The following is a 25,830-nucleotide window of genomic DNA, read 5'->3' on the forward strand; positions in this document are numbered from 1 at the left end:
AGGAGAAAAGCTATGAAGGTTATAAAAGCACTTGTGACTTCATCACTTATTGCAGCCGCAATGCTCACGGGCTGTGCCGACAAGCAGACCGAAAGCTCTGCCCCTGAGAGTGAAAGCTCGGGCAGTGTTTCAGGCGAGATCACTTTAGATACAGACGTCCTCGAAAGCAAGTATAACGTACACGCCAGATACATGAACAACTATCTGTTTGATACTCCCGAGGAGGTATCCTCTGCAACGGTGGATATCCCAGCAGGCAATATAGTTATCGAGCACTCAGGCGACAACAAGTCGGGCTACTCTATAGTCTACAGTGTATACGGCGATACTCAGGAAGTCTTGGACGAGATAAATACTCACATTGACATTAAGTCCGAGATAAAGGGCAATGAGCAGATAATGACCCTTGTTGAAGCAGAAACAGGCGAGGATATAGACACATGGTTCAATAAGACCTATCCCAACTGCTTTATCTTTTATGACGCTTATGTCACTGTTCCTGCATACGTTACCGATTTCAAGGCTATATGCGGTACGGGAGATGTGGACTTCGCCGAAATGTCGGGAAGCTTTACTGCTGACGTAGGCGTAGGTCATATCTCTTTCACCGATACCGAGATAACAGGTCCGTCAGTGATAAAATGTGACACAGGCAATATCACCATGGACAACATTACCTACAAGGGCAAGACCGATATATCAGCCGAAACAGGAAATATCACATTCTGTCTGCCCCTTAACGGCTCGGGCGGAGCTGATATAAGCGTCAAGGCTGACACAGGCAATATCGAAGTGACAGGCATAAAGAACTACGATGTAAAGGGCGAGGACAAAAATGGTACCTCCAAGAGTCTGAGCATCGGAGTTGAAAACTGCAATATCGACTTTGCCGTAAATACAGGCGATATCAAAATTGATAAGGAGTAATCTTAATGTTCCAGTACAACACTGTTGAGGAAGCCTGCGAGGCGCTCCGAAACGGCGAGATAATCCTCGTTACAGACGACGAGGGCAGAGAAAATGAGGGCGACATGATATGCGCCGCTCAGTTCGCAACAACAGAAAATGTCAACTTCATGGCGGCTCACGCAAAGGGTCTCATATGTATGCCCATGAGCGCCGAGCTCTGCGACAGGCTTCATCTGCCGCAGATGGTTGATTACAACACCGACAACCACTGCACAGCCTTTACGGTGTCTATCGACCATGTGGATACTACCACAGGCATATCCGCAGAGGAACGAGGCTTCACAGCCCGTATGTGCGTGGATAAGAACTCAAAGCCCGAGGACTTCCGCCGCCCGGGACACATGTTCCCTCTTACAGCCAAGAAAAACGGCGTTCTCGAACGTGAGGGACACACTGAGGCTACAGTTGACCTCATGCGTTTAGCAGGTCTTGAGGAGTGCGGTCTGTGCTGTGAGATAATGCGCGACGACGGCACCATGATGAGAACAGCTGAGCTTCAGGAAAAGGCTGCCGAATGGGGCATGAAGTTCATAACCATACAGGCGCTGAAAGAATACCGCAAGGTACATGATGTGCTGGTGGAGTGCGTTGCAAATACCAAGCTTCCCACAAAGTACGGCGAGTTCAGAGCTCTGGGCTATGTGAACAAGCTCAACGGCGAGCACCACGTGGCTCTGGTAAAGGGCGACATCGGCGACGGACAGGATATACTCTGCCGAGTTCATTCCGAGTGCCTTACGGGAGACGCCTTCGGCTCGCTGAAATGCGACTGCGGACAGCAGTTCGCAGCGGCTATGACTCAGATCGAAAAAGAGGGACGCGGAATACTCCTCTATATGAGACAGGAGGGACGCGGAATCGGTCTTATCAATAAGCTCCGCGCCTACGAATTGCAGGACAAGGGCATGGATACCCTTGAAGCAAATCTTGCTCTGGGCTTCCCCGGAGATATGCGCGAATACTACATCGGCGCACAGATACTCCGCGACTTGGGCTGCAAGACTCTCCGCCTGCTGACCAACAACCCCGACAAGATCTACGGCCTCAGCGGTTTCGGACTGGAAATAAAGGAGCGTGTACCAATACAGGTGGACGCTACCGCATACGACCTGTTCTATCTTAAAACAAAACGCGACAAGATGGGACATATCCTTAATTACTGAGGTGAATGATATGGAATACAACGTAATAGACATTATTCTTATAGCGCTTCTCGTAATACTCTGCATTACAGCTTTGATACTGGATATATCAGAGTTCATTTCATGGTCAAAGGCAAAGGAAAAGGTATTTGTGGGCAACTGGATAAACATAGCCGTAACTATGATACTGGCTCTGGCGCTCCAGATACGCCCCTCCATAATCACCATACTGTTCCTTGTTATGGTAGTACTGCTCATACCAATATACGGCTTTGAATGCCTTTCCCCCGAGGGACTGAGATACCCTATCTTCATGAACAAGGGCATCTCCCCCGTCGAGATACACAGCTACGAATACAAAAAGGGACTTTTCGGAATCGAGCACCTTTACATCTATAACGACAAGACAAACAGGAAGCTCTCCTACAATCTGGGCATAAAAAACATGAAAGCCGTAAAAATGCTGGCTGACTGGTACGGCAAGCACGGCTACGAGAATCCCCTTACAAGATAAAGGAGCATACCCCATATGACAAAAATTTTCGCAATATGCGTGCTGAGTATCATGAGCGCAGTATTCGTGTTCGGTATCGCGGGATACTTCATCTTCCTCAGCCGCGTAAAGACAAAGAAAACTGCAATAAAGCTGAAAAGGCAGCTCAAAAAGAGCGCAGCATGGTGGGCTTGCTGCTGGGCAGCATGGCTGGTCATTGGCTTCCTTGAATGGAACGGCGCAAGACGTATGAACGACAACTACCACATGGTATGCTACGGACTTCTGTTCATTGCGCTGATACTGCTGACCATACTGCTCCTGCTGGACTTCTTTATCGGCAAGTACGCCTATATAACCTCACAGAGAGTGTATTTCCCCGACAACTTCGGTCTTGCAAGACAGAAGAAAAAGATAATGTACAAACTATCGGGCGAAACTCTCAATCTCTGGTTCAGCAACGGCATTATGCCGAAAAAATTCACTGTCATCGAAAAGCATGACGAGCTGGTAAAGCTCCTCAAGGACAATTACACGCTCAATAAATCAGCATAACCTGAAAGGAAGAATAATTATGAAAACTTACGAAGGAAAACTGGTCTCAAAGGACACAAGAATAGGTATCGTTGTTGCACGTTTCAACGAGTTCATCACATCAAAGCTTCTCGGCGGAGCGATCGATACTCTCAAGCGCCATGACGTCAGCGAGGGCGCTATCGACATCGCATGGGTACCGGGAGCATTCGAGATACCGCTCATAGCTTCAAAAATGGCTAACTCAGGCAAGTACGACGCTGTTATCTGTCTCGGCGCTATCATCAGAGGCAGCACCTCACACTACGACCTTGTGTGCAATGAGGCTGCTAAGGGCATCGCTCAGGTGTCTCTCCAGACAGGTATCCCCGTAATGTTCGGAGTTATCACCACCGAGAACATCGAGCAGGCTATCGAGCGTGCAGGCTCAAAGGCAGGCAACAAGGGCAGCGAGTGCGCTGAGGGCGCTATCGAAATGATCAACCTCATCAGAGAGATCGAGGCATAATGACCAATCTCATATTCGATTACGACGGCACTATCCACAACTCAATGCTCACCTACGCTCCCGCATTCCGCGGAACTATGAAATGGCTTTCCGATAACGGCTACATCGCGGACAGGGAGTACACCGACAAGGAGATAAGCTACTGGCTTGGCTTCAATTCTACCGATATGTGGGGACAGTTTCACCCTGAGCTTGATCCCGAGATACGCGAAAAAGCCCGCATAATGCTGGGCGAGGACATGGCAAGGCGCATAGATAACGGCGAGGGAGCTCTCTACGACGGCGCAGAGGAAACGCTGGCAGAACTGAAAAGAATGGGCTATACTCTCATATTCCTCAGCAACTGCCGCTTTCACTACCTTGAACGCCACAAGCGAGTCTTTAAGCTTGACCGATTCTTCGACTATTTCTACTGCTGCGAAGCCTTTGATTTCATACCAAAGTATGAGATATTCCGCAAGATAGCTCCCGAGCACAAGGGAGACTTCATCGTCATCGGTGACCGATTCCACGATATAGAAACTGCGGCTCAGAACGGACTGACCTCCATAGGCTGCGGCTACGGATTCGGCTCGCATGAGGAGCTGATGAAGGCAGACATCATTGTATATGATATCTGCGATATCCCCAAGGCGGTACAATTACTGGAACTATAAACATAAAAAGCAGCTGCAATTGCAGCTGCTTTTTTCATGTATTCTTACTTTGTGCCGAATATTCTGTCGCCTGCATCACCAACGCCCGGAACGATGTACTTGTCCTCGTTGAGCTTTTCGTCCATAACGCCTGCATATATCTCAACGTCGGGGTGAGCTGTCTGTACAGCCTTGACTCCCTCGGGAGAGCATATGATGCACATGAACTTGATATGCTTTGCGCCAAGCTCCTTCATCTCTGTGATAGCGGCAACTGCCGATCTGCCTGTTGCCAGCATAGGGTCAACGATGATAGTGTCGCGCTCGCTGATATCATCGGGCACCTTTGAATAGTACTTCACAGGCTCATGTGTGACAGGGTCGCGAAAAAGTCCGATATGACCTATCTTTGCAGCAGGTACAAGTGTTGTAACACCATCTACCATACCGAGACCTGCACGGAGTATTGGAATAAACGCAAGCTTTCTGCCTGAGATTATCTTTGTCTTTGCCACAGCAAGAGGAGTTTCAAGCTCTATCTCCTTTAAGGGGAGGTCTCTTGTAGCCTCGTAGCAGATAAACATTGCTATCTCGGAAACAAGCTCACGGAACTCCTTTGTTCCTGTGTTCTTATCTCTTAAAAGTGAAATTTTGTGCTGAACCAGTGGGTGGTCAATGATGTGTAATTCTCCCATAGTTAGCAGCTCCTTTCATTAATAATATTCAAATATACATCTTTTTCGATACAGTAGCATACCTCGCCCTCGGGACTTACTCCCTCATGCACGAAGCGCTGAACAGTATCCGTTTTATGCATTGCGGACTTTTCGAGAACACGTCCCGACTTTGTATTTTCGGCTCTGTGGTAGGCTTCAAGCCTGTCAAAGTCCATGGTGCGGAAGCAATGAGTGATAAGCCCCGACAGTGCTTCTCCCGCATAGCCTTTTCCCCAGTATTTAGTGCCGATACAGTACTCTATCTCCGCAGTACGCTGTTCCTCCCAGACCTTGCAGAAGGCTATCTGACCGATATTCCTGCCGCTCTGCTTCTCAATTATCGCCCAGCGGTAGGTGTCCTCACGGTCATAGCTGCTGATATACTTTTCCAGCAGCCCCTTCACCTGTACTTCATCAGTGTAGACAGGCTCGCCGTACTCGGTCTGTATCTCGGGAAGCGAAGCCCAGTTCTCCAGCATATCGCGCCGGTCGCCAAACTCGAATCTGCGGCATATGAGCCGCTCTGTCTCAAAGGGAACAGTTCCCGTGTGCTTCATCACTTGTTTTCAAGTGCGGTTATAAGGTCAACTCTTCTCTGGTGACGTCCGCCCTCGAACTCTGTTGTGAGGAATATCTCAGCCAGCTCGCTTGCAAGTCCGGGACCGAGAGTTCTTGCGCCCATGCACATAACGTTTGCGTCGTTGTGCAGACGGGTATACTTAGTCGAGAATGAGTCCGAGCAGAGTGCTGCACGGATACCCTTTATCTTGTTGGCGGCAATTGACATGCCGATACCTGTTCCGCAGATAAGTATGCCCTTTTCGCAATTGCCCGAGTTTATCTCGCCGCAGAGCTTCTCTGCCATATCGGGATAATCGCAGGGCTCACCGTCAGTACCTAAGTCCTTGAGCTCAAAGCCCTTTTCTGTAAGGTACTCCTTAACTGCCTTTTTCATTTCCACGCCAGCGTGGTCACAGCCGATTGCTATCATGTTAAACATCTCCATATTATTACTTTTTATTTTCCAAGTCCTTTTCAGCCTTTACCTTCTGTAAGTAAGATACTTCCAGTTCTTCGGGCTTCGAGAGCTTTCTTGAAACTCCTGCAAGGCACACGCCCATTGCGCTCTGCAAACGTCCCTGTGGGGGCGCGATGATGAACGCAGGCGAGCTGTATGTATTATAGAACTCCGCAGCGCCGTCGCCGCAGAGCATAGCTTCCTTAACGTTGAATGCAAGGTACTCCGCAAGCTCGTCACGGGATATTATCTGCTCCTCAGTGACCTGCTCGACGCAGTAGCCGTCGCTCTTGTAGGTACAGGTGTAGACCAGCTCTCCCCTCGCCTTCATAATGGCACATATATGACCCTTGTAGGCAAGGTTGCTGCAGGCAAGTCCTAAAAGCGTGGATACTCCGCAGCAATTTACGCCCAGCCCGAAGCTGAGAGCCTTTACTGCGGCGACTCCGATACGGAGCCCCGTATAAGAGCCCGGACCGTTTGCAACGGCAATGCCCCCAAGGTCTGAGAGCTCCTTGCCTGCCTGTGCCATAATGTCCTTGACCATGGGCATAATGACCTGAGAGTGAGTTTTCTGTGTATAAACGGTAGTCTGAGCTAAAAACAGCTCGCTGTCCGAATCAAAAAGCGCTGCGGAAGCGGTCTTTCCCGAGGTATCAATCCCAAGCAGCAGCAAATCTTCCACCGTCCTCAATAATTATTTCCCTGTCGTTCTCACCGAGACTGTTTATGGTCACATAGATAGTTTCCTTTGGCAGGAACTCCGCAATATTCTCAGACCATTCCACTGCGGCAACATTATCCTCAAAGGGATAATCGTAAAAGCCTGTGGATTCAAGGTCGTCCTCGGAGTCGATGCGGTACATATCAAAGTGATAGAGCGTTATGTGCTCACCGCGGTACTCGTTGACAAGGGCAAATGTAGGCGAGGTAACGCTGTCCCCCAGCCCCATTCCAATGGCAAGACCGCGGGTGAAAGTAGTCTTTCCAGCGCCCAGTCCGCCTTTATATGCTATCATGTCTCCTGCTTTCAGAAGTCCCCCCAGCTTTTCAGCTGCGGCAATGGTCTCCTGAGGAGAATGAGTTATTATCTTCATATTTAATCAGTCCGCTCAGAAAAGTCCTGTGATAGTTCCGTCGCCCAAACAGTCGATATTCAGAGCCGCAGGAGCCTTTGGAAGTCCCGGCATTGTGAGGATATCGCCTGTGTAGATAACTACGAAGCCTGCGCCCGATGAGAGCTTTGCATCGCGGACGGTTATCTTGAAGTTCTTTGGCTTTCCGAGAAGATTTGGGTTATCCGAAAGTGAATACTGAGTTTTAGCAACGCAGATAGGCAGATCCCAGAAGCCGATATTCTCGATCTCCTTGATAGCCTTTTCAGCCTGAGCAGTAAATGTAACGCCCTCAGCGCGGTAGATCTCCTTGGCTATCTTCTCCACCTTATCCTTGATAGTTGCGTGAGTATCATAAAGGGGCTTGAACTCATTGTCGCCGCAAAGGTCGATAGCTTCGCATACCTTTTTAGCAAGGTCAGTACCGCCTTCGCCGCCCTTTGCGAATACCTCGCACATGGACACCTCAACGCCCATTTCGGAGCAGAAGTTCTCAACGAATTTTACTTCCTCGTCAGTATCTGTAGCAAATCTGTTGATAGCCACAACTACAGGAACATGATACTTGTGCATATTCTCAATGTGAGTTCTCAGGTTCTCGATGCCCTTTTCAAGAGCCCACATATTCTCCTTGCCGAGGTCCTGCTTCTGAACGCCGCCGTTGTATTTGAGAGCCTTGATAGTAGCAACAAGAACTACGCATGAGGGCGCAAGTCCGCCGATACGGCACTTGATGTCAAGGAACTTCTCAGCGCCAAGGTCTGAGCCGAAGCCTGCCTCGGTAACAACGTAATCGCCAAGTTTAAGAGCAAGCTTTGTAGCTCTAAGTGAGTTGCAGCCGTGAGCAATATTTGCAAAGGGTCCGCCGTGGATAAATGCGGGGGTATTCTCCAGTGTCTGTACAAGATTGGGCTTGAGAGCGTCCTTGAGGAGAGCTGTCATAGCACCTGTACAGCCAAGGTCTCTTGCGTATATCGGCTCACCGCTGAGATTATAGGCAATGAGGATATTTCCAAGGCGTTCCTTTAAGTCATCAAGGTCGGAAGCAAGGCAGAGTATAGCCATTACTTCGGAAGCAACAGTGATATTGAAGCCGTCCTCACGTGGTACGCCGTTGGCTCTGCCGCCGAGACCGATGAGGATATTTCTCAGGGCTCTGTCGTTCATATCCATGCAGCGCTTGAACATTATCCTGCGCTGGTCTATCTGTAGGGTATTTCCCTGCTGGAGATGATTGTCTATCATTGCGCAGAGAAGATTGTTCGCAGCTGTGATAGCGTGCATATCTCCCGTGAAATGGAGGTTGATGTCCTCCATAGGCACTACCTGAGCATAGCCGCCGCCTGCTGCGCCGCCCTTCATGCCGAAAACAGGTCCGAGAGAGGGCTCACGGAGAGCAAGAACGGTCTTTTTGCCGATCCTGCGCATGGCGTCCGAAAGTCCCACGCTTATGGTAGTTTTCCCCTCACCTGCGGGTGTTGGGTTTATAGCTGTAACAAGTATCAGCTTGCCGTCCTCATTGTCTGCAAGCTTTGTGTAGAGAGCCTCCGAAAGCTTAGCCTTGTAGTGACCGTAGGGCTCAATATCAGTCTCGTCTATGCCGAGACCTGCTGCGATCTCGTTAATGCGCTTCATTTCAGCGCTCTGGGCAATTTCAATATCAGATAACATAGTTATATCCTCCGAACTGTCATAATAATTTTATTATACCACGTTTCGGCAGTAAATGCAAGGTTTGAAAAGAATATTTATATAACAGAGAAGGCTGCACCCAAAAAGTGCAGCCCTCTAAGATTTAAGAAAGAAAAATGTGATAACATTAAGAACACTTTAGCCCTTGACACCGCCCAGTGCAACACCTGCGATAATGTACTTTGAAAGCAGGAAGTATGCAATAAGGATCGGTATTACGGTAAGTAACAGTCCCAGATAAACTGAACCGTACTCGGTTTTGTAAGCGTCTCCGTTGAGGAGAGATACCATCTGCGGCATGGTGTACTTCTTCATATCCGTGTTAAGGATCTGAGGCATAAACAGCTGGTTCCAGCTGGTTACGAACGAGAAGATAGCCTGTGTAGCCATAGCGGGCTTCATCATCGGAAGAACGATCTGGTTGAATATTCTGAATTCGCCTGCACCGTCGATTCTCGCAGACTGGAGTATCTCCATAGGAAGCGAGGGTATCATGTACTGTCTCATAAAGAATACAGTAGTAGGTGCTGCGATCGCAGGAAGTATAAGAGGCAGAAAACTGTTCGTCAGGTGTATCTTATACATGAATGTGTAGAAACCGATACTGCTTACCTGAGCAGGGATCATAAGCACTGCCATGATAACAGTAAAGAACGGTTTTCTGAGTTTCCAGTCATACGCAACGAGTGCGAATGCTGTCATTGTTGAGAAATAAACATTACAAGCTGTTGAACCAACAGAAACGATCAGTGAGTTTTTGAAACCCAGGAACGGATCAAAGGTCTTGCTCTTCATGAGTATACCCCAGTTTGTTTTGAGGTTCAGACCGGGTATGAATGATACCGCGTGGCTCTGGATCTCACCTGTACTTCTCGTGGCGTTCACGATCATGATAATAAACGGAAAAATACTCAGAACAGTGAGAAGTATACAAAATGCATACGCAATGATCTTAAAGCCGTATGTACTTGGCTTTTTATTTACCACTGCCATTGGTTTACTCCTCCCTTCGACGCTCTGCGCGCTTCTTTCTTGGCTCTCTTGATCTCCTTATCCATCTTTATCTGTTCCTTATCTCGCATTATAAAGAACAGTACACCCGAGAGTGCAGCGATAATGATCCACATCAGCATACTTGCAGCAGATGCTCTGTTATACAAGTAGCTTCCTGCGAAAGCCTGATTGTAAATGAATACACTGGTCGTAAGTGTAGCTCTGTCAGGACCGCCCTTTAAGAAGAGGAACGGGATATCGAACATATTAAGTCCGCCGACAAGGCTTGTTACGAGTGTGTAAAGTAAGACAGTCTTTATGTTAGGTATTGTAATACGGAAGAAGGTCTGAACACCATTTGCTCCGTCGATCTCTGCTGCTTCGTAAATATCAGGGCTTATACCCAGAACGCCCGATATAAGAACTATCATGGTATTTCCGTACCATGTCCAGAACTGAATGAATACAACTATCAGTCGTGAAGCCATCTTACTGGTAAAGAAGTAGTAAGCTTCGTCTCTGATGCCTGATCTTGTGAGCAGGTCATTGACAGGTCCGATAGGATAGTTGAAAAGCGAATGGAACAGGATCGCAACTGTTGCAGCCGTAATAATGTTCGGCATATAGAAAACGACTTTGAAGAAGCCTTTTCCCTTGATCTCATTGCTGTGTGATGTGAACCACGCAGTAAGAAGAAGTGCTATAGTGATCTGAGGGATAAAGTTCATTACCCAGATCAGAACGGTATTCTTCAGAGATACACGGAAAGAATCATTCTGTAATATAAGTTTATAGTTTTCTAACGGATGCTCCAGAATGTGGAAGTTTTCGTTGTTAACACCTCTACAGTCTGTAAAGCCGAGGATCGCTGTATAAATAGTCGGGTACAGCGTAAATATCAAGAAAGCAACAACAAAAGGAATACTGAATAGGTATCCGTATTTGGAATAGCTAATACCTTTAAGCTTCGTCTTCAAAGCCGTAAGCCTCCTTTATTTTTACAGGGCTGTACCGCATATCGGCGGTACAGCTCTGCAATGCTTAAAAATTAGTGAATATCGAGCTCGTCAGCAACTTCCTGCTTGAAGTCCTTGATAGCTTCGTCTCTTGACTTGTTGCCAGCTGTGTACTGACGAACCTGTCCACGCCACTTCTGGTTGATAGTCTCATCGTAAGGTGTGAGGTTCTTACCGTTTGCAAGCTTGTTACCGGCCTCGAAAGCGTCGAACATGTTCTGACCGCCGAGGAAGTCAACTTCGCCGTTGGACATCTTAAGAACAGTACCGGAAGCTACGCAGTCCTTAGTTGGGTTAGAAGTATCGAATGTACCGTTAGCCCACATGTACTGGAGACCGTCCTGTGTGCAGTTGAGAGTGATCCAGTCGATGAGCTCTCCAACGCCTTCCTTGACCTTGGAATCCTTGTTAGCCAATACCCATGTACCGCCCCAGAAGAAGCCGATTGGTGGCTGGCAAACTGCCCAGTCGCCGTATGTACCGATAGAAGTATCGAGCTCCTTGATAGGATCGCCGTTTTCGTCCTTCTCACCTGTCTCCTTCCAAGAACCGCAGTTCTGTGAAAGTGTGTAGTTGATGAGCCATGCAGGACCGAAGAATCCGAGAACTTCCTTAGAGCCTTCGCCCTTCATATCAGCGAACCAAGCATCGCCCCAGTCCTCTGTATCGTTGTGATAGCCGTTGTCCTTGAGCTTCTTTGAAAGGTCGAGGAATTCCTCACGCTTAGGATCTATATTGAGCTTGCCGTCAACAACCCAGCCTGTAGGTGAGCTGTTCTCAACAGCGTGCCAGATATCACCGTCGCCTGATACGATTCCGTAGCCCTTGCCCTTGAGCTCTTCTGCGCACTCAAAGAACTTATCCCAGCTGTTTGAACCGCCGCCGATCTTCTCCTCAACTGTCTTAGGATCGTCTGAACCGAAAGCAGCCTTAGCAACTGAACGTCTGTAGATGAATGCACCACCTGTAGCCTGGTAGCCAAGACCAACTACATTGCCGTTGTTTGAACCGATATCAACTGTGTACTGAGCGATGTCAGCAGCCTTGATCTCGTTGTCAACATCGATGCCGAGATCCTTGTAAGGAGCAGCATAGCTTGCCATTTCGCCCTGTGTATACTTGAGAACGAATGCAGCCTCTGCACAGTACATATCAGGTGCATCGCTTCCGCCGCCTGTAAGAGCCTTGTCAAGTGCAGGCTGGTAAGCACCTTCTGTTGTAGGAACGATAGTTGTCTTTACTGTGTACTTCTCTGCAAACTCAGGGTGCAGTGAGATGTACTTTTCAACCATCTTTGGAACTTCGTCTGTGAAAGACCACAGATTGATAGTCTGCTTGCCTTCCTTCTTTTCACCGCCACCATTAGATGACTCGGACTGGCTTGTACCTGTATCGCCGTTGCCCTGATCGGATGATGACTTTGTACCGCCGCAAGCTGTAGCTGTTGCGAGCAGTGCAAGTGCTGAAATGAACGATAATGCTTTTTTCATTTTTCTTGACCTCCAATTATTTAAAATTGATATATATCTTGACAGTCCGCTTAAATTACAGACTGAAAAGAACGTTGTTTACGATAGACTCCAGCATTTCCTGTCTGCCGCTTGAGAGTGAAGCTGTAACCTCGCCCTTTTCGAGAGCATACTTTTCGAGAGATGCAAAGTCTGCCTTGCCTGCGATGATGTCAGCGCCGATGCCTGACTTCCATGAAGCATATCTGTCCTCTGTGAACTTGTCGATGCGTCCGTCCTCAACGAGCTTGAGAGCAGCTCTGAAGCCGAGTGCGAATGCGTCCATACCTGCAATATAGCTGTAGAAGATATCTTCGGGAGTGAAGCTTCCTCTTCTTGCCTTAGCGTCGAAGTTGAGACCGCCGTTTGTGAAGCCGCCAGCCTTGATAACCTCGTACATGCACATTGTTGTGTCATAGATGTTTGTCGGGAACTGGTCTGTATCCCAGCCAAGGAGCGGATCGCCCTGGTTAGCGTCGATAGAACCGAATACACCGTTGTCTCTTGCAACACGGAGCTCATGCTGGAATGTGTGCTGAGCAAGTGTAGCGTGGTTAGCCTCGATGTTCATCTTGAAGTCCTTGTCGAGACCGTACTTTCTGAGGAAGCCCAGAACAGTAGCTGTATCGAAATCATACTGGTGCTTTGTAGGCTCCTTTGGCTTAGGCTCGATGTAGAAATCACCTGTGAAGCCGATTGAACGTCCGTACTCAACAGCCATCTTCATAAGACGAGCCATATTGTCAAGCTCAAGACCCATGTTTGTGTTGAGGAGAGTCTCGTAACCCTCACGGCCGCCCCAGAATACGTAGCCGTTACCGCCGAGCTTTACAGTAGACTCAAGAGCCTTCTTGATCTGTGCAGCTGAGAAAGCGAAAACGTCTGCGGAAGGTGAAGTACCTGCACCGTGCATGAATCTTGGGTGATCGAAGCACTTAGCTGTACCCCAGAGGCACTTCTTGTCGCCCATAGCTGTCTTCATGTAATCTGTAACGATGTCGAGCTGAGCATTTGTGTCCTTTAAGCTGCCGTACTCGGGAGAAAGGTCACGGTCGTGGAAGCAGTAGTAGTCGATGGAAAGCTTATCCATGATCTCCTTAGCTGCGTCTACCTTAGCCTTAGCTCTTGCAGCAGGATCAGTCTGACCCCATGACTTGTCTGTTGTGCCGCAGCCGAACATATCTGTTCCGTCGCCGCCCATTGTGTGCCACCATGAAAGAGCAAACTTGAGATGGTCGCGCATCTTCTTGCCGTTGATCACTTCATCGGGATTGTAGTACTTGAATGAGAGGGGATCTGTGCTGTCCTTGCCCTTATACTCGATCTTGCCGATATTCTTGAAAAATTCCATTAATGATTTTCCTCCATTGTTATACATTTATTTTCAGAGTAGTGCATTTCTTGCCTGTCAGCTTTTCGCTGAGTTCGTCGGGCTGTGAAGTTCCTGCATAGAGGGTGAACTCACTGCCTTCCTTGACCCACTCGCCCTTTTCGTTGACTGCCATTGTGGCTCTTTCAGGAAGAGTGATCTGTACGATCCTGCTCTCGCCTGCGTCAAGTGCGACTCTCTTGAAGCCGCAGAGACTGTGGTTGGGAACTGCGTTCTCCGAATAACCTTTGATATAGAACTGGACTACATCTTCTGTAGCGCGGCTGCCTGTGTTTGTTATCTTCACTGAAGCAACGCCGTTCTCAAAAGTGAGCTCCGAGCACTCTGTCTCGGAATATGTAAGTCCGAAGCCGAAGGGATAAAGAATATTGCCCTCGGAATATCTGTAAGTACGGTTCTTCATGCTGTAGTCCGAGAAATCGGGCAGCTTTGAAGCGTCCTCATAGAATGTAACGGGAAGCTTTCCTGATGGAGATGTCTTGCCGAAGAGTATATTCGCAAGAGCTCTTCCGCCCAGCTGACCCGGATACCATGCCTGGATAAGTGCATCGCAGTCTGCTTCAACATTTATGGCACTGCCTGCAGCAGTTACTATGATGACAGGTTTTCCTTTAGCCATTACCGTCTTTACAAGCTTTCTCTGTGACTCGGGAAGTCTCAGGTCGTTCTTGTCACCTGACGAGAACTCGTTTCCTGTGTCGCCCTCTTCGCCCTCGATAGTAGCGTCAAGACCTACACAAAGCACTACGATGTCCGAATGCTCTGCAATTATCTCAGCCTCGGCGAGTCTGTCGTCGGGGAGCGCCAGATTCATGCATCTGTCCTTGTAGAGGTGACTTCCCTCGGAGAAAAGAACTCTGCCGTCAAATGCCTCACGGATTCCGTCAAGGAATGTGACGTACTCGTCGGCTCTGCCGTTGTAGTTGCCCTCAAGTGCGGGAACGCTGTCGGCATTTGGTCCGATAACTCCGATAGTCTTGTATTTCTTGCCGTCAAGCGGCAGGATACCGTTGTTTTTAAGGAGCACCATCGCTCTCTCCGAGCATTCCAGAGCGAACTTCTTGTGCTCGTCGCAGGCTACGATGTCGTAATCAAGTCCGTCAAATTCTGTGGACTTGTCGAACATACCCAGCCTTATTCTTGTTCTCATCAGCTTTACGCAGGAACGTCTCAGGTCTTCCTTGGTGATAAGACCCTCGTTGTATGCAATAAGAAGATGAAGATATGTATTTCCGCAGTTGAGGTCGCAGCCTGTTTTGAGTGCCAGTGCAGCGGACTCGGGAGCGGTCTTTGTAACACCGTGGTTGGTGTGGAAATCTCTCAGCGCCCAGCAGTCTGAAACGAAGTGACCGTCAAAGCCCCATTCCTCAAGCTTTTTCATGAGGAACTTGCTTGCGCAGGCAGGCTCGCCGTTTACACGGTTGTAAGCGCCCATGACGCTCTCTACCTTGGCTTCCTTTATGAGAGCCTCGAAAGCCGCCATATAGGTCTCGGTCATATCCTTCATGGTTGCCTTTGCGTCAAACTCATGTCTTGTAGCCTCGGGACCGCTGTGAACTGCGAAGTGCTTGGCACAGGCAGCTGTTCTCAGTACCTTGCCGTCGCCCTGTAAGCCCTTGGCATAAGCAACACCGAGTCTGGCAGTAAGGAACGGGTCCTCACCGTAGGTCTCCTGACCTCTTCCCCATCTCGGGTCGCGGAATATATTTACGTTTGGTGACCAAAGAGTAAGTCCCTTGTAGATATCGCGGTCACCGTGAGCGGAATATTCATTATATTTAGCTCTCGCTTCAACAGAAGTTATCTCTCCTGCCTTATGTACAGCCTCCTCATCGAACATTGCTGCCATACCTATTGTCTGAGGGAACATTGTAGCTGTTCCTGCTCTTGCTACGCCGTGCAGACCCTCGCTCCACCAGTTGTAAGCGGGTATCCCAAGACGGTCTACCTTTGGCGCGTCATATTTGAGCTGCTCTGCCTGTTCCTCCACTGAAAGCCTGTCCGTAAGATCTTCGGCTCTTTCAAGTGCGGATAATGCTTCATTCAAATATTTTTCCATTAAGCATTCTCCTTTCTTAAATTATACTATATTTTGTTTACAATGCAATTATTTTTTTGTTACAATTTACTTACAATCTCTTCTACAGCTTTTTCAGCAGGCTTATCGGAAGCTGACAGCTCCCATGTTTCCTTCATTGAAGCGGTCTCTCCCGGCTTGTAGCTTCTCAACTCGCCGAGTATCTCGCACTCAAGGAAAAGGCTGTTTGTATAGGTTTCAAAGTTACAGCAGAAATCAGGATACTCAACATTTTCATATCCGTCGAAGCTGACTTTAAGGATATTGCTGCCGTTTACATATACTATCTGTTTTTCCGTAACATTGAAGCCTGTCTTGAAAGGCTTTTTTGCCTTGGTGTCCTGTTTCAGCAGGGCGTATCTGTCAGTGAGAGTGAATCTCTCATCTTTTATGTCAGAGTAGCTCCACAGAGCCATTGTTCTGTTCGGAAGATAGCCGTTGTCATCTCTGCACAGCGGAACGATCTCCGTTCCACCTGCTGCCAGTCCCGTAACGGACCACGGTGAAAACCTTGACGGCTTATCCGAGCAATTTGTGATCCTGTTGTCGATAGTCACAGTATTGTCGTCGCCCATAGTTATCACAAGCTCAAACTGCTTATCGAATTTTGTTCTTGCAGGTCTGAGGGTAAGTGTACCATTGTCAAAAAACGACTCGACCTTAGAATTATCAGGAAGATAGGTCTCGGGCATCTCCTCGGGAGCGCACCAGATACGGTGTCCGCCGTAAGCGTACCACACGCCGTAGCCGTTGTTCATCTCGTAGAAATTCCTGTCAATATCCTCAAAAAGCACATTCTTCCCGTCAATAAAGCCGAAAAAAACGATCCTCGGTCCGACATCAGTAGTAGCAATAAGCTTTATGCTGCCGTTCTCGAGGCACTGACATTTCCCGAAATTCTTATATTCGGTCTCATAGCATTTTACAGACATTCATACATCACCTTTCGTTTGCTCTATCGATATTATATTACACTTTCGCAATTAATACCAGTCAATTATTGCGCTTTGGTATTCAAAAAATGCGAACATTGCACAAATTATTCAAATTCACTTTACAAATACTATTGCAATAGTGTATAATATATCCAGTTTAAAGGTGAAACTGCGAAGTTTGACATAAAATTCACAACAATTTTTGATTAAGGAGGCTAATCATGATTAAGAATCTGTCGGGCGAATACGAGACAGTCGAATACGAAAATCAACGTTTCGTAATGCTCTATGATAATGATGAGATCGAGGAATATCCGACTCACTGGCACAACGCCGTCGAAGTCATAATACCTCTCCATAACGGGTTCACAGTTACTGTAGGCGGAACTGATTACCATCTTAATGAAAAAGAGATCATTATTATCCCTCCCGGAGAGCTCCATTCAATGCCTGCTCAGGAAGGCAGAAGAATAATCTTCCAGTGCGATAACAGCATAATCAGCGATATCCCTGCCCTCGAAGCCATACTGCCCGTTTTTTCCGAAGCTTTCTATATAACTCCAAATGTCAGCAAGGAGCTGTATATACTCTCACGCAAAAGTATACTTGATATTTATTCCGAGTATTATTCAAAATCGACTCTGGCAGACGTAAAGATATATCTCTGCCTCATAAAAATGCTTACTGCTGTCCGCGAGTACCAGCTCACTCAGGCTGCCGACGCTTTTGCAGGCGAAATGCCGGGCAAGGACGACTCCAAGAAGTTCAATATGGTAATGAAGTATATCAATCAGAACTACATGTTTGAGATACCTCTGGAGAAAATCGCCGATATCGCAGGCTACAGCAAATACCACTTCTCGCGTATTTTCAAGAAGTACAACAATGTATCGTATATACAGTACATAAACGGCAAGCGCATCAAGGCTGCCGAGAGACTTCTCATCGACCCGTCGCTGTCAGTTACGGAGGTCGCCATGAGAGCAGGCTTTGCAAGTCTCACCACCTTCAACCGTGCGTTCAAAAAGGCTAAGAACTGCACACCAACCGAATTCAAGACTCTCTACAAAATATCAGATACATAAAACCAAGGCTGCGACAGAGATATCGCAGCCTTTCTTTATATAACACGAAAGCGGCACTGAAAAGTGCCGCTTTCGCGCATGTATAAATGAAATTTTGAGGTTTTCTTCCCGTAAGCTTACTACTTGTTGTATGTTGCCCACTGATAACGAGCTGTAAGAGGAGTCTTTCCGTCATAGTGTGCGAGCCACTCGTCAACGCCTCTGCCGGGCCATGTGTTCATCATGATCTTTCCGGGAGTCTGAGGAATGTTCTGGTTAGCTGTGTAAACAGGCTTGCCGTCTACATACCATGTGATGTGGTCGCGCTGCCAGTCAAAGCCGTATGTGTGATAGCCCTGAGAAGCATCGAAGCCAAGGCTGTACATGTACTCATGGTTGCCCTGTCCGTTGGTGTAGTAGTTGAGCTGCACCTTTGTAGTATCCTTGCCGAGGATCTCGATATCGATCTCGTCCCAGGGATTGTTGTCGGAAGGTCCTGTGTAGGTAAAGAACGATGATACAACACCGTTGTTCTTTATAGCCTGCATTGAAGTCTCATAGTAGCCGAAGCCGTAGAAATCATTGGTTCTGTACTCAGCGCCTGCATAGTTGTACTTGCCGCTGTAGTCCTTGTCAATGCTGAGCTGGAGAGCTCCGTCCTTGAAAGCAGTCTGTGACTTGTACCAGCCGCAGTCAAAGGGATCGCCGTTCTCCCAGCCGTCGGAAGCAATGAAGTAACGTGAAGAACCGTTTCTGAAGTCGTCAGCCATTGTTGCCGACTTGTTCATTGCTGTGCCGTAGTCTGTAAGTCCGGAAGCAGTCTTGTTGCTCTGCTGCTGATTGTTGTTCTGGTTGTTGTTGTTATTATTGTTATTCTGTCCCCAAGGATTCTGCTGCTGATTATTGTTATTATTATTGTTGTTATTATTGCTGCTGCCCGACTTACCGTTCTTGTTGTAGGTAGCCCACTGATAATATGCAGTAAGAGGTGTCTTGCCGTCGTACTGGTCGAGCCACTCGTTTACGCCTCTGCCGGGCCATGTGTTCATCATGATCTTGCCAGCAGTCTTAGGAATGTTCTGGTTAGCTGTGTAAACTGCCTTGCCGTCTACATACCATGTGATGTGATCGGGCTGCCAGTCGAAGCCGTATGTATGATAGCCCTGAGAAGAATCGAAGCCCAGGTCATACATATACTCGTGGTTGCCCTGTCCGTTGGTATAGTAGTTGAACTGTACCTTTGTAGTATCCTTGCCGAGGATCTCGATATCGATCTCGTCCCAAGGATTGTTGTCGGACTCGCCTGTGTATGTAAAGAATGAAGAAACAACGCCCTTATTCTTTATTGCCTGCATCGAGGTCTCATAGTAACCGTAGCTGTAGAAATCGTTGGTTCTGTACTCAGCGCCTGCATAGTGATACTTGCCGCTGTAGTCCTTATCGATAGAGAGTGTCAGACAACCCTTGTCAAGTGAGGTCTGGCTCTTGTACCAGCCGCAGTCAAAGGGATCGCCGTTCTCCCAGCCGTCGGAAGCGATGAAGTATCTTGAATTTCCGTCGCGGAAGTCCTCTACCATTGTAGCAGAGGTATCCATAGCGGTACCGTAGTCCTTGATAGAACCGTTCTGCTGGTTGTTGTTATTATTGTTATTATTGTTATTGTTATTATTGTTATTGTTCTGCTCCCATGGATTCTGCTGCTGATTATTATTGTTATTGTTGTTGTTATTGCCGTTCGGAGCACCGTTCTTATCGTATGTTACCCACTGATAATATGCAGTAAGAGGTGTATTTCCGTTGTAGTGGTTGAGCCAGCCGTCAACTCCTCTGCCCGGCCATGTGTTCATCATGATCTTGCCTGCGGTCTTAGGAATGTTCTGGTTAGCTGTGTAAACTGCCCTGCCGTCTACATACCATGTGATATGATCGGGCTGCCAGTCAAAGCCATATGTATGATAAGCCTCAGAGGAATCAAATCCAAGATCATACATGAACTCGTGTTTGCCCTGTCCGTTGGTATAGTAGTTGAACTGAACCTTTCTTGTATCCTTGCCGAGAATTTCGATGTCGATCTCGTCCCAAGGATTCTTGTCGGACTCACCTGTGTATGTGAAGAACGATGAAACAACGCCGTCGTTCTTGATAGCCTTCATTGAGGTCTCATAGTAGCCGTAGTGATAGAAATCAGTAGATCTGTACTCAGCGCCTGCGTAGTTATACTTGCCGCTGTTGTCCTTATCGATGGAAAGTGTCAGGCAGCCCTTGTCAAGTGAGGTCTGGCTCTTGTACCAGCCGCAGTCAAAGGGGTCACCGTTCTCCCAGCCGTCGGAAGCGATGAAATATCTTGAATTGCCGTCGCGGAAGTCCTCTACCATAGTAGCAGAAGAATTCATAGGTGTGCCCTTATCCTCTATATTCAGCTTGGGAGCTGTTGTTGTGGTGGTAGTAGTTGTAGGAGTTGTGGTAGTAGTCGTTGTGGTGGTCGTAGTGGTAGATGTTGTAGTAGTTGTTGTGGTCGTGGTGGTAGAAGTTGTTGTTGAAGTTGTTGTAGTATTGTTTACAGGATCATTTCCCTGCTTGTAGGACTCGGGAAGATTTGGAATGCTGCGGAGCAGATACTTCTGGATAGACAGAGCGTCACTGCTTGTGAGCTGAGTGCCGTTCTCGAAAACATCGGCATTTTTAATGCCCTGCTCCTTGATGTGATTGGAATCACTTCCGTTAAGACCGTACTTGTTCGGATTAGCCAGCGCCTGCATAACGAGGACGCAGTCGCTCATATCGACAACTCCGTCGCAGTTGGCATCTCCCCATAATGTGACGTCAGCTGCAGAAACAGATGCTGTGCCAAAGGAAGCAGCCGTAGCCATGACTGTGAACGCAGCAAAAGCAGCCGCGCACCGTCTGAATGTGTGCTCTTTCATAATATGCCTCTCATTCCGTGACCGTAGCCACTATTTTTTTCGTTTATATCAATGCAGTGCAGCTCCGAAGCATCGGGGGTCACATTGCATTCTGTGCCTTTTTTCGGTACTCTGAGGGAGTAAAGCCTGTCTGTTCCTTGAACTGTCTTGCAAAATGTACATAGCTGTGGTAGCCGCTGCTCACAGAGATGTCATTGATGTTCATATTTGTAGTTGAAAGAAGCATTTTCGCATAGCTGACCCTGCTGCGGACAAGGTCCTCGATAAAGGTCATGCCGAAGTGCTTCTTATATGCGTGCTGGAAAGCCGAGCGGCTCATACGAACCTCATGGGCCGTACTGTCAACACTGCGCTGCTCATAAGGTCTGCTGTATATCTTATTGCGCACTGTGGAGATAAGCTCGAACTGGCTGCTGCGTCTGCCCGAGATCTTATCCTGAGTCTTTTCGCGTATCTTTATGAACATAAGGCGCATAAAGAGCTCCGCGGATTCGCTCCTGCACGGATTATCCGAATATCTCTCATAAGCTATGGACTTAACGCAGTAGCTGAGGAACTCAAGAGGCATAGTCACAACAGTTTCCATCGGTACGCCCATACCGAGGAACTCCTCTTCCTCACCAATGTCGTCAAAGTCAAAATGCACCCAGTCGTTCTCAAACACGTTAAGGGGCACGCAGCGATAGCGCTGTGCCCTGCCCTTCGGGTAGATGAAAACAGAACCCGCAGGAGTTAGTATTTCTTTTCCGTCCACTTCAAATATCGCAGGTGTCCGAAGCAGAAGCAGGAGATAATCGCCGCTTCCGTCAGGTCTGTCGATAAAAAAGTCTGCGTCATGGCAGTGGTCAAAACCAACATTGTTAATGATCATTGTCAAACCCTCATTCTTTAAGTTTTATCATTTGATTTTGTGACAGATTCCCGCTCAAACATTCACGAAACGTTCATTTATTGATTAGATTATACTACTTTCCAACCTATAAATATATTACAATAATGTCAAAATTGGTACAATTATGATATTTGCACAAAAAGTTACCCCCTGCATATGCAGGGGGTAAGCTGAAAATTACTGATTTTCTTTCGTGAAGTCCGGGAACTTATATCGTTTTTTGTACTCCTTCGGAGTAACCCCAAGATATTTCTTGAATATCTTGATAAAATAGCTCTGAGAACTGAAGCCAAGAAGATTGCTTATCTCAGAGTCGGTGAACTCCGAGAAAGTCAGCAGATTGGCAGCTTCCTCAGCCTTGGTCTTGCTGACGTAGTTGCTGAACGCAATACCCGTTTCCGCCTTAAAGAGTCTTGACAGATATGCAGGGCTTATTTTCAGATACGCCGCTGCGTCCTCTATCATGATCTTTCCGTGAAGATGCTCACTGATGTAGTCAAGAGCGCGGACTATCTGCTTGGAATAGATACCGCTGTTTCTGACTCTTCTCATGTGGCGTGTGTAGCCCTCGATCATCTCCTGATGAACAGCGTGCACCTCCGCCTCGGTGCGGCACTCATCAGCCTTCATGATGTAGATGTCGCTGAGGTTGTACGCTTCCTCGAGAGTCATACCGCTGTTGATGCAGAATCGGGCAATAAGTGCCGCAGAGATAGCAAAATGGTATTTCAGATTTTTTAACGGGTCCTTGCTGAGAATACCGTATCCCTCACTGCAAAGCGGAGTAGCAAACACCTTTACGAGCTCGATATTACCCGAGCAAATGCTCTCATAGCAAGCTATTTCACGGTCAAAGGGGGCATGCTCAAATCCTTCTTCACGTTTGAGGAAAAGATGTGAAGAAATATACTTTTCTGTGTAATCGCTCATGTAGGTCACCTCGCAATTTGATACTCTACCCCTATTATATCATTAAATTGTGAATTTTTCAAGTATTTTGGTAAGAATCATACCACTTTTTCTTGCAATTTTACATATTTTTATCCCCTGAATAAGAAAAAGTGCAGTACCCGATTCAAGCTCACCACACATTTTGTGCATGGTGAGCTTGAACAACTGTAATTATTGGATTTTATGCGGCTTTACTGGTTCTCGTGGAAGAAGTAAGGCAGTGCATCGTAGATATAGTGACGCACCTGCGGCCACCAGTGTACATTTCCTCTCGCTTCCAGGAAGTACAGGTTGCCCTGCGAGAAGTCAGAAGAGTATGTGAATACATCTGTGTTCTTCTTGAGCTCGTTTATCATAGGAACCATGTTGCCGTATGCAAGGTCGTCAGTACCTGTTGCAGCAAGTACGAAATACTCATTCTGCTTGAAGCCTGAATTTCTTGCCGCATTGCATACCTTACCGGCGCCGTCCCAGCAGTGGCCTGACAGCGGCATGAAGTATGCTATGATGTCAAGGTTGTTATTGAAGTTTGCCCATGTTGAGCCGCCGCCCATTGAGAAGCCGCCGTATGCACGATGGAACCTTGACTCTCTGAGTCCGTCAAGTGTTGTGCTCTCAGCGTATGTGGAATACTTGCTCTCAACGTAAGGGATGATGCTCTTGCGCATTTCCTCCCATACACCGTCAGCGCTGGGAGCCTTGTTGAAGGTAGGAGTTACAACGATCATGGGCTCGATATCGCCGTTTGCGATCATATTGTCCAGCATGATATCAATGTTGATATTATCATCGTTGAAGCAGGTCTCCTCGCTCTCTCCGCCGCCGTGCATCAGGTAGAATACGTTGTACTTCTTGGACTCGTCATAGCCGTAAGGCAGATATACATACATATTCTTGTTGCCGTTGATGCCGTTGTAGTTCTCCTTTACAACAGTACCGTGGTTAGCAGGCTGACGGAAGTAGCTGTCAGGAGCTGCCCTGTACTGGAGATTAGGATTGTAATCGAAGTCGCTCTTCGGAGGCTCAGGTGAATTATCGGGGAACTCCGCGATCTTTCCGAGAACGTAGTTCTGGAGAAGAACAATGTCGTTGAGCTCGAACTTTGTGCTCTTGTCAACGTCTGCAAGCTCCGTTTCGGAAGAAGCGTTTGCTACGATGAGCTTTCTTGCTCTCAGGATATCAAAGATATCAACGTTTCCGTCGGAGTTTATATCGCCGAGAATGTACTGTCCGCCAACAGCACCCTCGATGACTGTACCCGCCTTGGCAGCCTTAACTTCGTCAACGTAGAAGCTTACTGTGCTCTTTGCAGTCTCAACGTATATAACGATATTTTCAGCTCTCTCGGGAACCTTGAATCCGGTATTTGCCAGCTGTACCCACTTGCCCTTCATAGGCTGTGCGGTAGCTATCTTTGCATAATTGGTCTCATCGCCGATATCGTACTGCATGGTGAAATGGAAGGTATCACTGTCCTTGCCGCTGTCATACATTACGTTAGCACTGAGGCTGTAGGTCTCCCCCGCTTTCAAGCCGCTTGCCGATATGGCAGCCCCCTGATAGGCTTCGCTTCTGCCCGAGCAGTAAAGGGACTTGCTGCCCTTGAATGCATTCTTTGAGGAGCCCTCGGCTGAGGCACCGAATCTGCCCTCCCAGTCGCCGATGCCGTCCTCAAATGAGTAATCAAATATATAATCCCCTGAATCCGAAGAAGTCACTGCCGAAGTTGCAGTTGTTGTCATATCCTTCTTCGGAGCTGTGGTCGCAGTTGTCACAGCAGGCTTAGTCGTTGCAGCGCTTTCATCACTTCCGAACTTCCACCAGTCCATATTCAGCAGATAGCCGCTGCCGCCTGTGAACTTGAAGTACAGGTCGTGCTCGCCGCTTGCGCCGCTGATATCGCAGGATACTTCCTTCCATGTCTGCCAGCCGCCTGTGCCCGATACCTTGCAGGTACCGATCTTTTTGCCTGTAAGGCTGTCGAGATATATCTCGATGTTGCCGCCGTCAGTATCGGAGGAAACGCTTGCTGTGAACTTGTCAGTGCCGCTGCCGAAGTCAACGCCGCTGACCTTGATATAGCTGCCGTTCTGGATATTGCCTATATTCATGCCGCCGTTGGTGCAGGTCTCGGTCTTGACGCCCTTTGAGAAGCAGATAGTCTCAGCCTCTACTCTCTGATAGGGATCAAGGGTCTCAAGCTGCTTGGGACCTGTCTTTGTAGGCGAAATAGTCGGGATAGAACCGTCAGCTCCATATTGGAACTCATCGATGCAGACGCTTCTGTCGAAGCTGCCGCCGCCCGGGAGGCTCGCATCGTGATAGAACAGGTACGAATGTCCCTTATAATCGATAACGCCGGGGTGGTTTGTGAAGCAGTTATGCGTCTTCATGACCTGTCCGCCGTATGTCCAGGGACCTGTTGGTGACGGTGCGGTGGAGTAGCCTAAGCTCTCGCCGCCGTCGCTGCCGTAAAATGCAGCGAATACAAGATAATATTTATCATTGCGCTTATAGAACCACGGACCCTCGCCGTAGGACGAAGCCTTGCTGGAAGGACCGAAGGTCTGAGCGTTCATGTCGAACTTTCCGATGGAACCCGAATAGCTCAGCATATCCTCATTGAGCCTTACATAGTAGCAGGTAGGATTGCCGAACATGAGCCACGCCTGTCCGTCATCGTCGATGAATACAGTAGGATCGATGTAGTCCCAGTTAGGTCCCACAAGAGGCTTGCCCAAAGCGTCCTTGAAAGGTCCTGTGGGAGAATCGGCAACTGCAACACCGATAGCGCGTCCGCCGCCGTTCTTGTGCTCAAGAGTTACATAGTAATAGAACTTACCGTTGCGCTCTATGCACTGTGCAGCCCATGCTGAGTCTTCCTTGCCCCATGTAAAGGAGTCCCACGACAGTATCATGCCGTGATCTGTCCAGTTCTGCATATCCGTGGAGGAATAGCAGTGCCAGTCAGGCATGTAGTAAAAGTCGGAGTTATCCTTGTCACGGCCTGTGTAGAGGTACACAGTGTCGTTGTACATCATAGGTGCAGGATCGGTACTGTAGATGGTCTGGATAGCAGGATTGTCTGCCTTGACAATACTGCTGTCGGCGAGAGCTGTCAGCGATGTCAGTGACATTGCAGCAGCTGCAGCGAATGAAATGAATTTTTTCATAAGTACGCCCCCATTATTAAGTTTTTTAGATACTTACCTATAATTACCCTTCTGTTTGCTGTGAACTTCATAACGGTCTGAGTTC

General features: G+C 47.9%; 22 protein-coding genes and 3 pseudogenes. 7 read left to right on the forward strand and 18 right to left on the reverse strand.

Annotated elements, in window-relative coordinates; genetic code table 11:
* Positions 1 to 12 precede the first annotated feature (12 nt).
* The 6 genes from N774_RS0104895 to N774_RS0104920 are packed head-to-tail and all read left to right on the forward strand — an operon-like array spanning position 13 to position 4,302.
* Positions 13 to 927 carry a hypothetical protein gene (locus N774_RS0104895; protein WP_024860166.1) on the forward strand — a complete coding sequence of 305 codons (915 nt, stop codon included), beginning with the start codon at positions 13 to 15 and terminating at the stop codon, positions 925 to 927.
* Positions 928 to 932: 5 nt separating this feature from the next.
* Positions 933 to 2,132, forward strand: coding sequence for a bifunctional 3,4-dihydroxy-2-butanone-4-phosphate synthase/GTP cyclohydrolase II (locus N774_RS0104900; RefSeq protein WP_024860167.1), 1,200 nt, complete (start codon positions 933 to 935; stop codon positions 2,130 to 2,132).
* 10 nt (positions 2,133 to 2,142) lie between these two features.
* Positions 2,143 to 2,625: a hypothetical protein gene (locus tag N774_RS0104905; RefSeq protein WP_024860168.1), complete on the forward strand. Its 483-nt coding sequence runs from the start codon at positions 2,143 to 2,145 to the stop codon at positions 2,623 to 2,625.
* 15 nt (positions 2,626 to 2,640) lie between these two features.
* A complete protein-coding gene (locus N774_RS0104910) occupies positions 2,641 to 3,159 on the forward strand; it encodes a hypothetical protein (protein ID WP_024860169.1) in 519 nt (172 codons plus the stop codon).
* 19 nt (positions 3,160 to 3,178) lie between these two features.
* On the forward strand, positions 3,179 to 3,646 hold the full coding sequence (gene ribH / locus N774_RS0104915) for a 6,7-dimethyl-8-ribityllumazine synthase (RefSeq protein ID WP_024860170.1): 468 nt from the start codon (positions 3,179 to 3,181) through the stop codon (positions 3,644 to 3,646).
* Positions 3,646 to 4,302, forward strand: a complete 657-nt coding sequence (locus N774_RS0104920) for an HAD family hydrolase (RefSeq protein ID WP_051463373.1) — start codon at positions 3,646 to 3,648, stop codon at positions 4,300 to 4,302. The genes ribH and N774_RS0104920 overlap by 1 nt, the downstream gene beginning before the upstream one ends.
* A 44-nt stretch (positions 4,303 to 4,346) precedes the next feature.
* On the opposite strand, the gene upp is transcribed toward N774_RS0104920, so the two are convergent.
* The 12 genes from upp to N774_RS0104980 form a co-directional block, all read right to left on the reverse strand.
* Positions 4,347 to 4,976, reverse strand: a complete 630-nt coding sequence (gene upp, locus N774_RS0104925) for a uracil phosphoribosyltransferase (protein ID WP_024860172.1) — start codon at positions 4,974 to 4,976, stop codon at positions 4,347 to 4,349.
* Positions 4,977 to 4,978: 2 nt separating this feature from the next.
* Entirely contained in the window at positions 4,979 to 5,554 is a 576-nt protein-coding gene (locus N774_RS0104930; RefSeq protein WP_051463374.1) for a GNAT family N-acetyltransferase, read from the reverse strand.
* Positions 5,554 to 5,988, reverse strand: a complete 435-nt coding sequence (gene rpiB, locus N774_RS0104935) for a ribose 5-phosphate isomerase B (RefSeq protein ID WP_024860174.1) — start codon at positions 5,986 to 5,988, stop codon at positions 5,554 to 5,556. The genes N774_RS0104930 and rpiB overlap by 1 nt, the downstream gene beginning before the upstream one ends.
* A gap of 19 nt (positions 5,989 to 6,007) precedes the next feature.
* Positions 6,008 to 6,700 (reverse strand): tRNA (adenosine(37)-N6)-threonylcarbamoyltransferase complex dimerization subunit type 1 TsaB, encoded by a 693-nt coding sequence (gene tsaB / locus N774_RS0104940; RefSeq protein WP_242836562.1) that lies wholly within the window; start codon positions 6,698 to 6,700, stop codon positions 6,008 to 6,010.
* Positions 6,672 to 7,112 carry a tRNA (adenosine(37)-N6)-threonylcarbamoyltransferase complex ATPase subunit type 1 TsaE gene (gene tsaE, locus N774_RS0104945; RefSeq protein WP_024860176.1) on the reverse strand — a complete coding sequence of 147 codons (441 nt, stop codon included), beginning with the start codon at positions 7,110 to 7,112 and terminating at the stop codon, positions 6,672 to 6,674. The genes tsaB and tsaE overlap by 29 nt, the downstream gene beginning before the upstream one ends.
* Before the next feature lie 15 nt (positions 7,113 to 7,127).
* A complete protein-coding gene (locus N774_RS0104950) occupies positions 7,128 to 8,801 on the reverse strand; it encodes a formate--tetrahydrofolate ligase (RefSeq protein WP_024860177.1) in 1,674 nt (557 codons plus the stop codon).
* Between the two features lie 159 nt (positions 8,802 to 8,960).
* Entirely contained in the window at positions 8,961 to 9,815 is an 855-nt protein-coding gene (locus tag N774_RS0104955; protein ID WP_024860178.1) for a carbohydrate ABC transporter permease, read from the reverse strand.
* Positions 9,803 to 10,792, reverse strand: a complete 990-nt coding sequence (locus N774_RS0104960; RefSeq protein ID WP_024860179.1) for a carbohydrate ABC transporter permease — start codon at positions 10,790 to 10,792, stop codon at positions 9,803 to 9,805. Before N774_RS0104960 ends, N774_RS0104955 begins: the two co-directional genes overlap by 13 nt.
* A 71-nt stretch (positions 10,793 to 10,863) precedes the next feature.
* A complete protein-coding gene (locus N774_RS0104965; protein WP_024860180.1) occupies positions 10,864 to 12,321 on the reverse strand; it encodes an ABC transporter substrate-binding protein in 1,458 nt (485 codons plus the stop codon).
* Between the two features lie 55 nt (positions 12,322 to 12,376).
* The gene (xylA, locus tag N774_RS0104970; protein ID WP_024860181.1) at positions 12,377 to 13,690 is read right to left on the reverse strand and encodes a xylose isomerase; all 1,314 of its coding nucleotides are present in this window, start codon (positions 13,688 to 13,690) and stop codon (positions 12,377 to 12,379) included.
* Positions 13,691 to 13,709: 19 nt separating this feature from the next.
* Complete coding sequence (locus tag N774_RS0104975; RefSeq protein WP_024860182.1) at positions 13,710 to 15,788, reverse strand: glycoside hydrolase family 3 C-terminal domain-containing protein; 2,079 nt, start codon at positions 15,786 to 15,788, stop codon at positions 13,710 to 13,712.
* Between the two features lie 59 nt (positions 15,789 to 15,847).
* Entirely contained in the window at positions 15,848 to 16,738 is an 891-nt protein-coding gene (locus N774_RS0104980; protein ID WP_024860183.1) for a hypothetical protein, read from the reverse strand.
* A 224-nt stretch (positions 16,739 to 16,962) separates the two neighbouring features.
* On the opposite strand from N774_RS0104980, the gene N774_RS0104985 reads away from it, so the two are divergent.
* Positions 16,963 to 17,826, forward strand: a complete 864-nt coding sequence (locus N774_RS0104985; RefSeq protein WP_024860184.1) for an AraC family transcriptional regulator — start codon at positions 16,963 to 16,965, stop codon at positions 17,824 to 17,826.
* Between the two features lie 128 nt (positions 17,827 to 17,954).
* Here N774_RS0104985 and bglS (N774_RS18715) read toward each other — a convergent pair.
* The 6 genes and pseudogenes from bglS (N774_RS18715) to N774_RS0105010 form a co-directional block, all read right to left on the reverse strand.
* Positions 17,955 to 18,593, reverse strand: a pseudogene (bglS, locus tag N774_RS18715) (beta-glucanase); the annotation flags it as partial.
* 156 nt (positions 18,594 to 18,749) lie between these two features.
* Positions 18,750 to 19,400, reverse strand: a pseudogene (gene bglS, locus N774_RS18720) (beta-glucanase); the annotation flags it as partial.
* Between the two features lie 165 nt (positions 19,401 to 19,565).
* Positions 19,566 to 20,729: pseudogene (gene bglS, locus N774_RS20060) on the reverse strand (beta-glucanase); the annotation flags it as partial.
* Between the two features lie 79 nt (positions 20,730 to 20,808).
* Positions 20,809 to 21,600 (reverse strand): helix-turn-helix domain-containing protein, encoded by a 792-nt coding sequence (locus N774_RS0105000; RefSeq protein WP_024860185.1) that lies wholly within the window; start codon positions 21,598 to 21,600, stop codon positions 20,809 to 20,811.
* Between the two features lie 198 nt (positions 21,601 to 21,798).
* A complete protein-coding gene (locus tag N774_RS0105005) occupies positions 21,799 to 22,551 on the reverse strand; it encodes an AraC family transcriptional regulator (RefSeq protein WP_024860186.1) in 753 nt (250 codons plus the stop codon).
* Positions 22,552 to 22,763: 212 nt separating this feature from the next.
* Positions 22,764 to 25,745, reverse strand: coding sequence for a family 43 glycosylhydrolase (locus N774_RS0105010; RefSeq protein WP_024860187.1), 2,982 nt, complete (start codon positions 25,743 to 25,745; stop codon positions 22,764 to 22,766).
* Between the last annotated feature and the right edge of the window lie 85 nt (positions 25,746 to 25,830).

The organism is Ruminococcus flavefaciens AE3010 (assembly GCF_000526795.1).
GTDB classification, from domain to species: Bacteria; Bacillota; Clostridia; order Oscillospirales; family Ruminococcaceae; genus Ruminococcus; species Ruminococcus flavefaciens_D.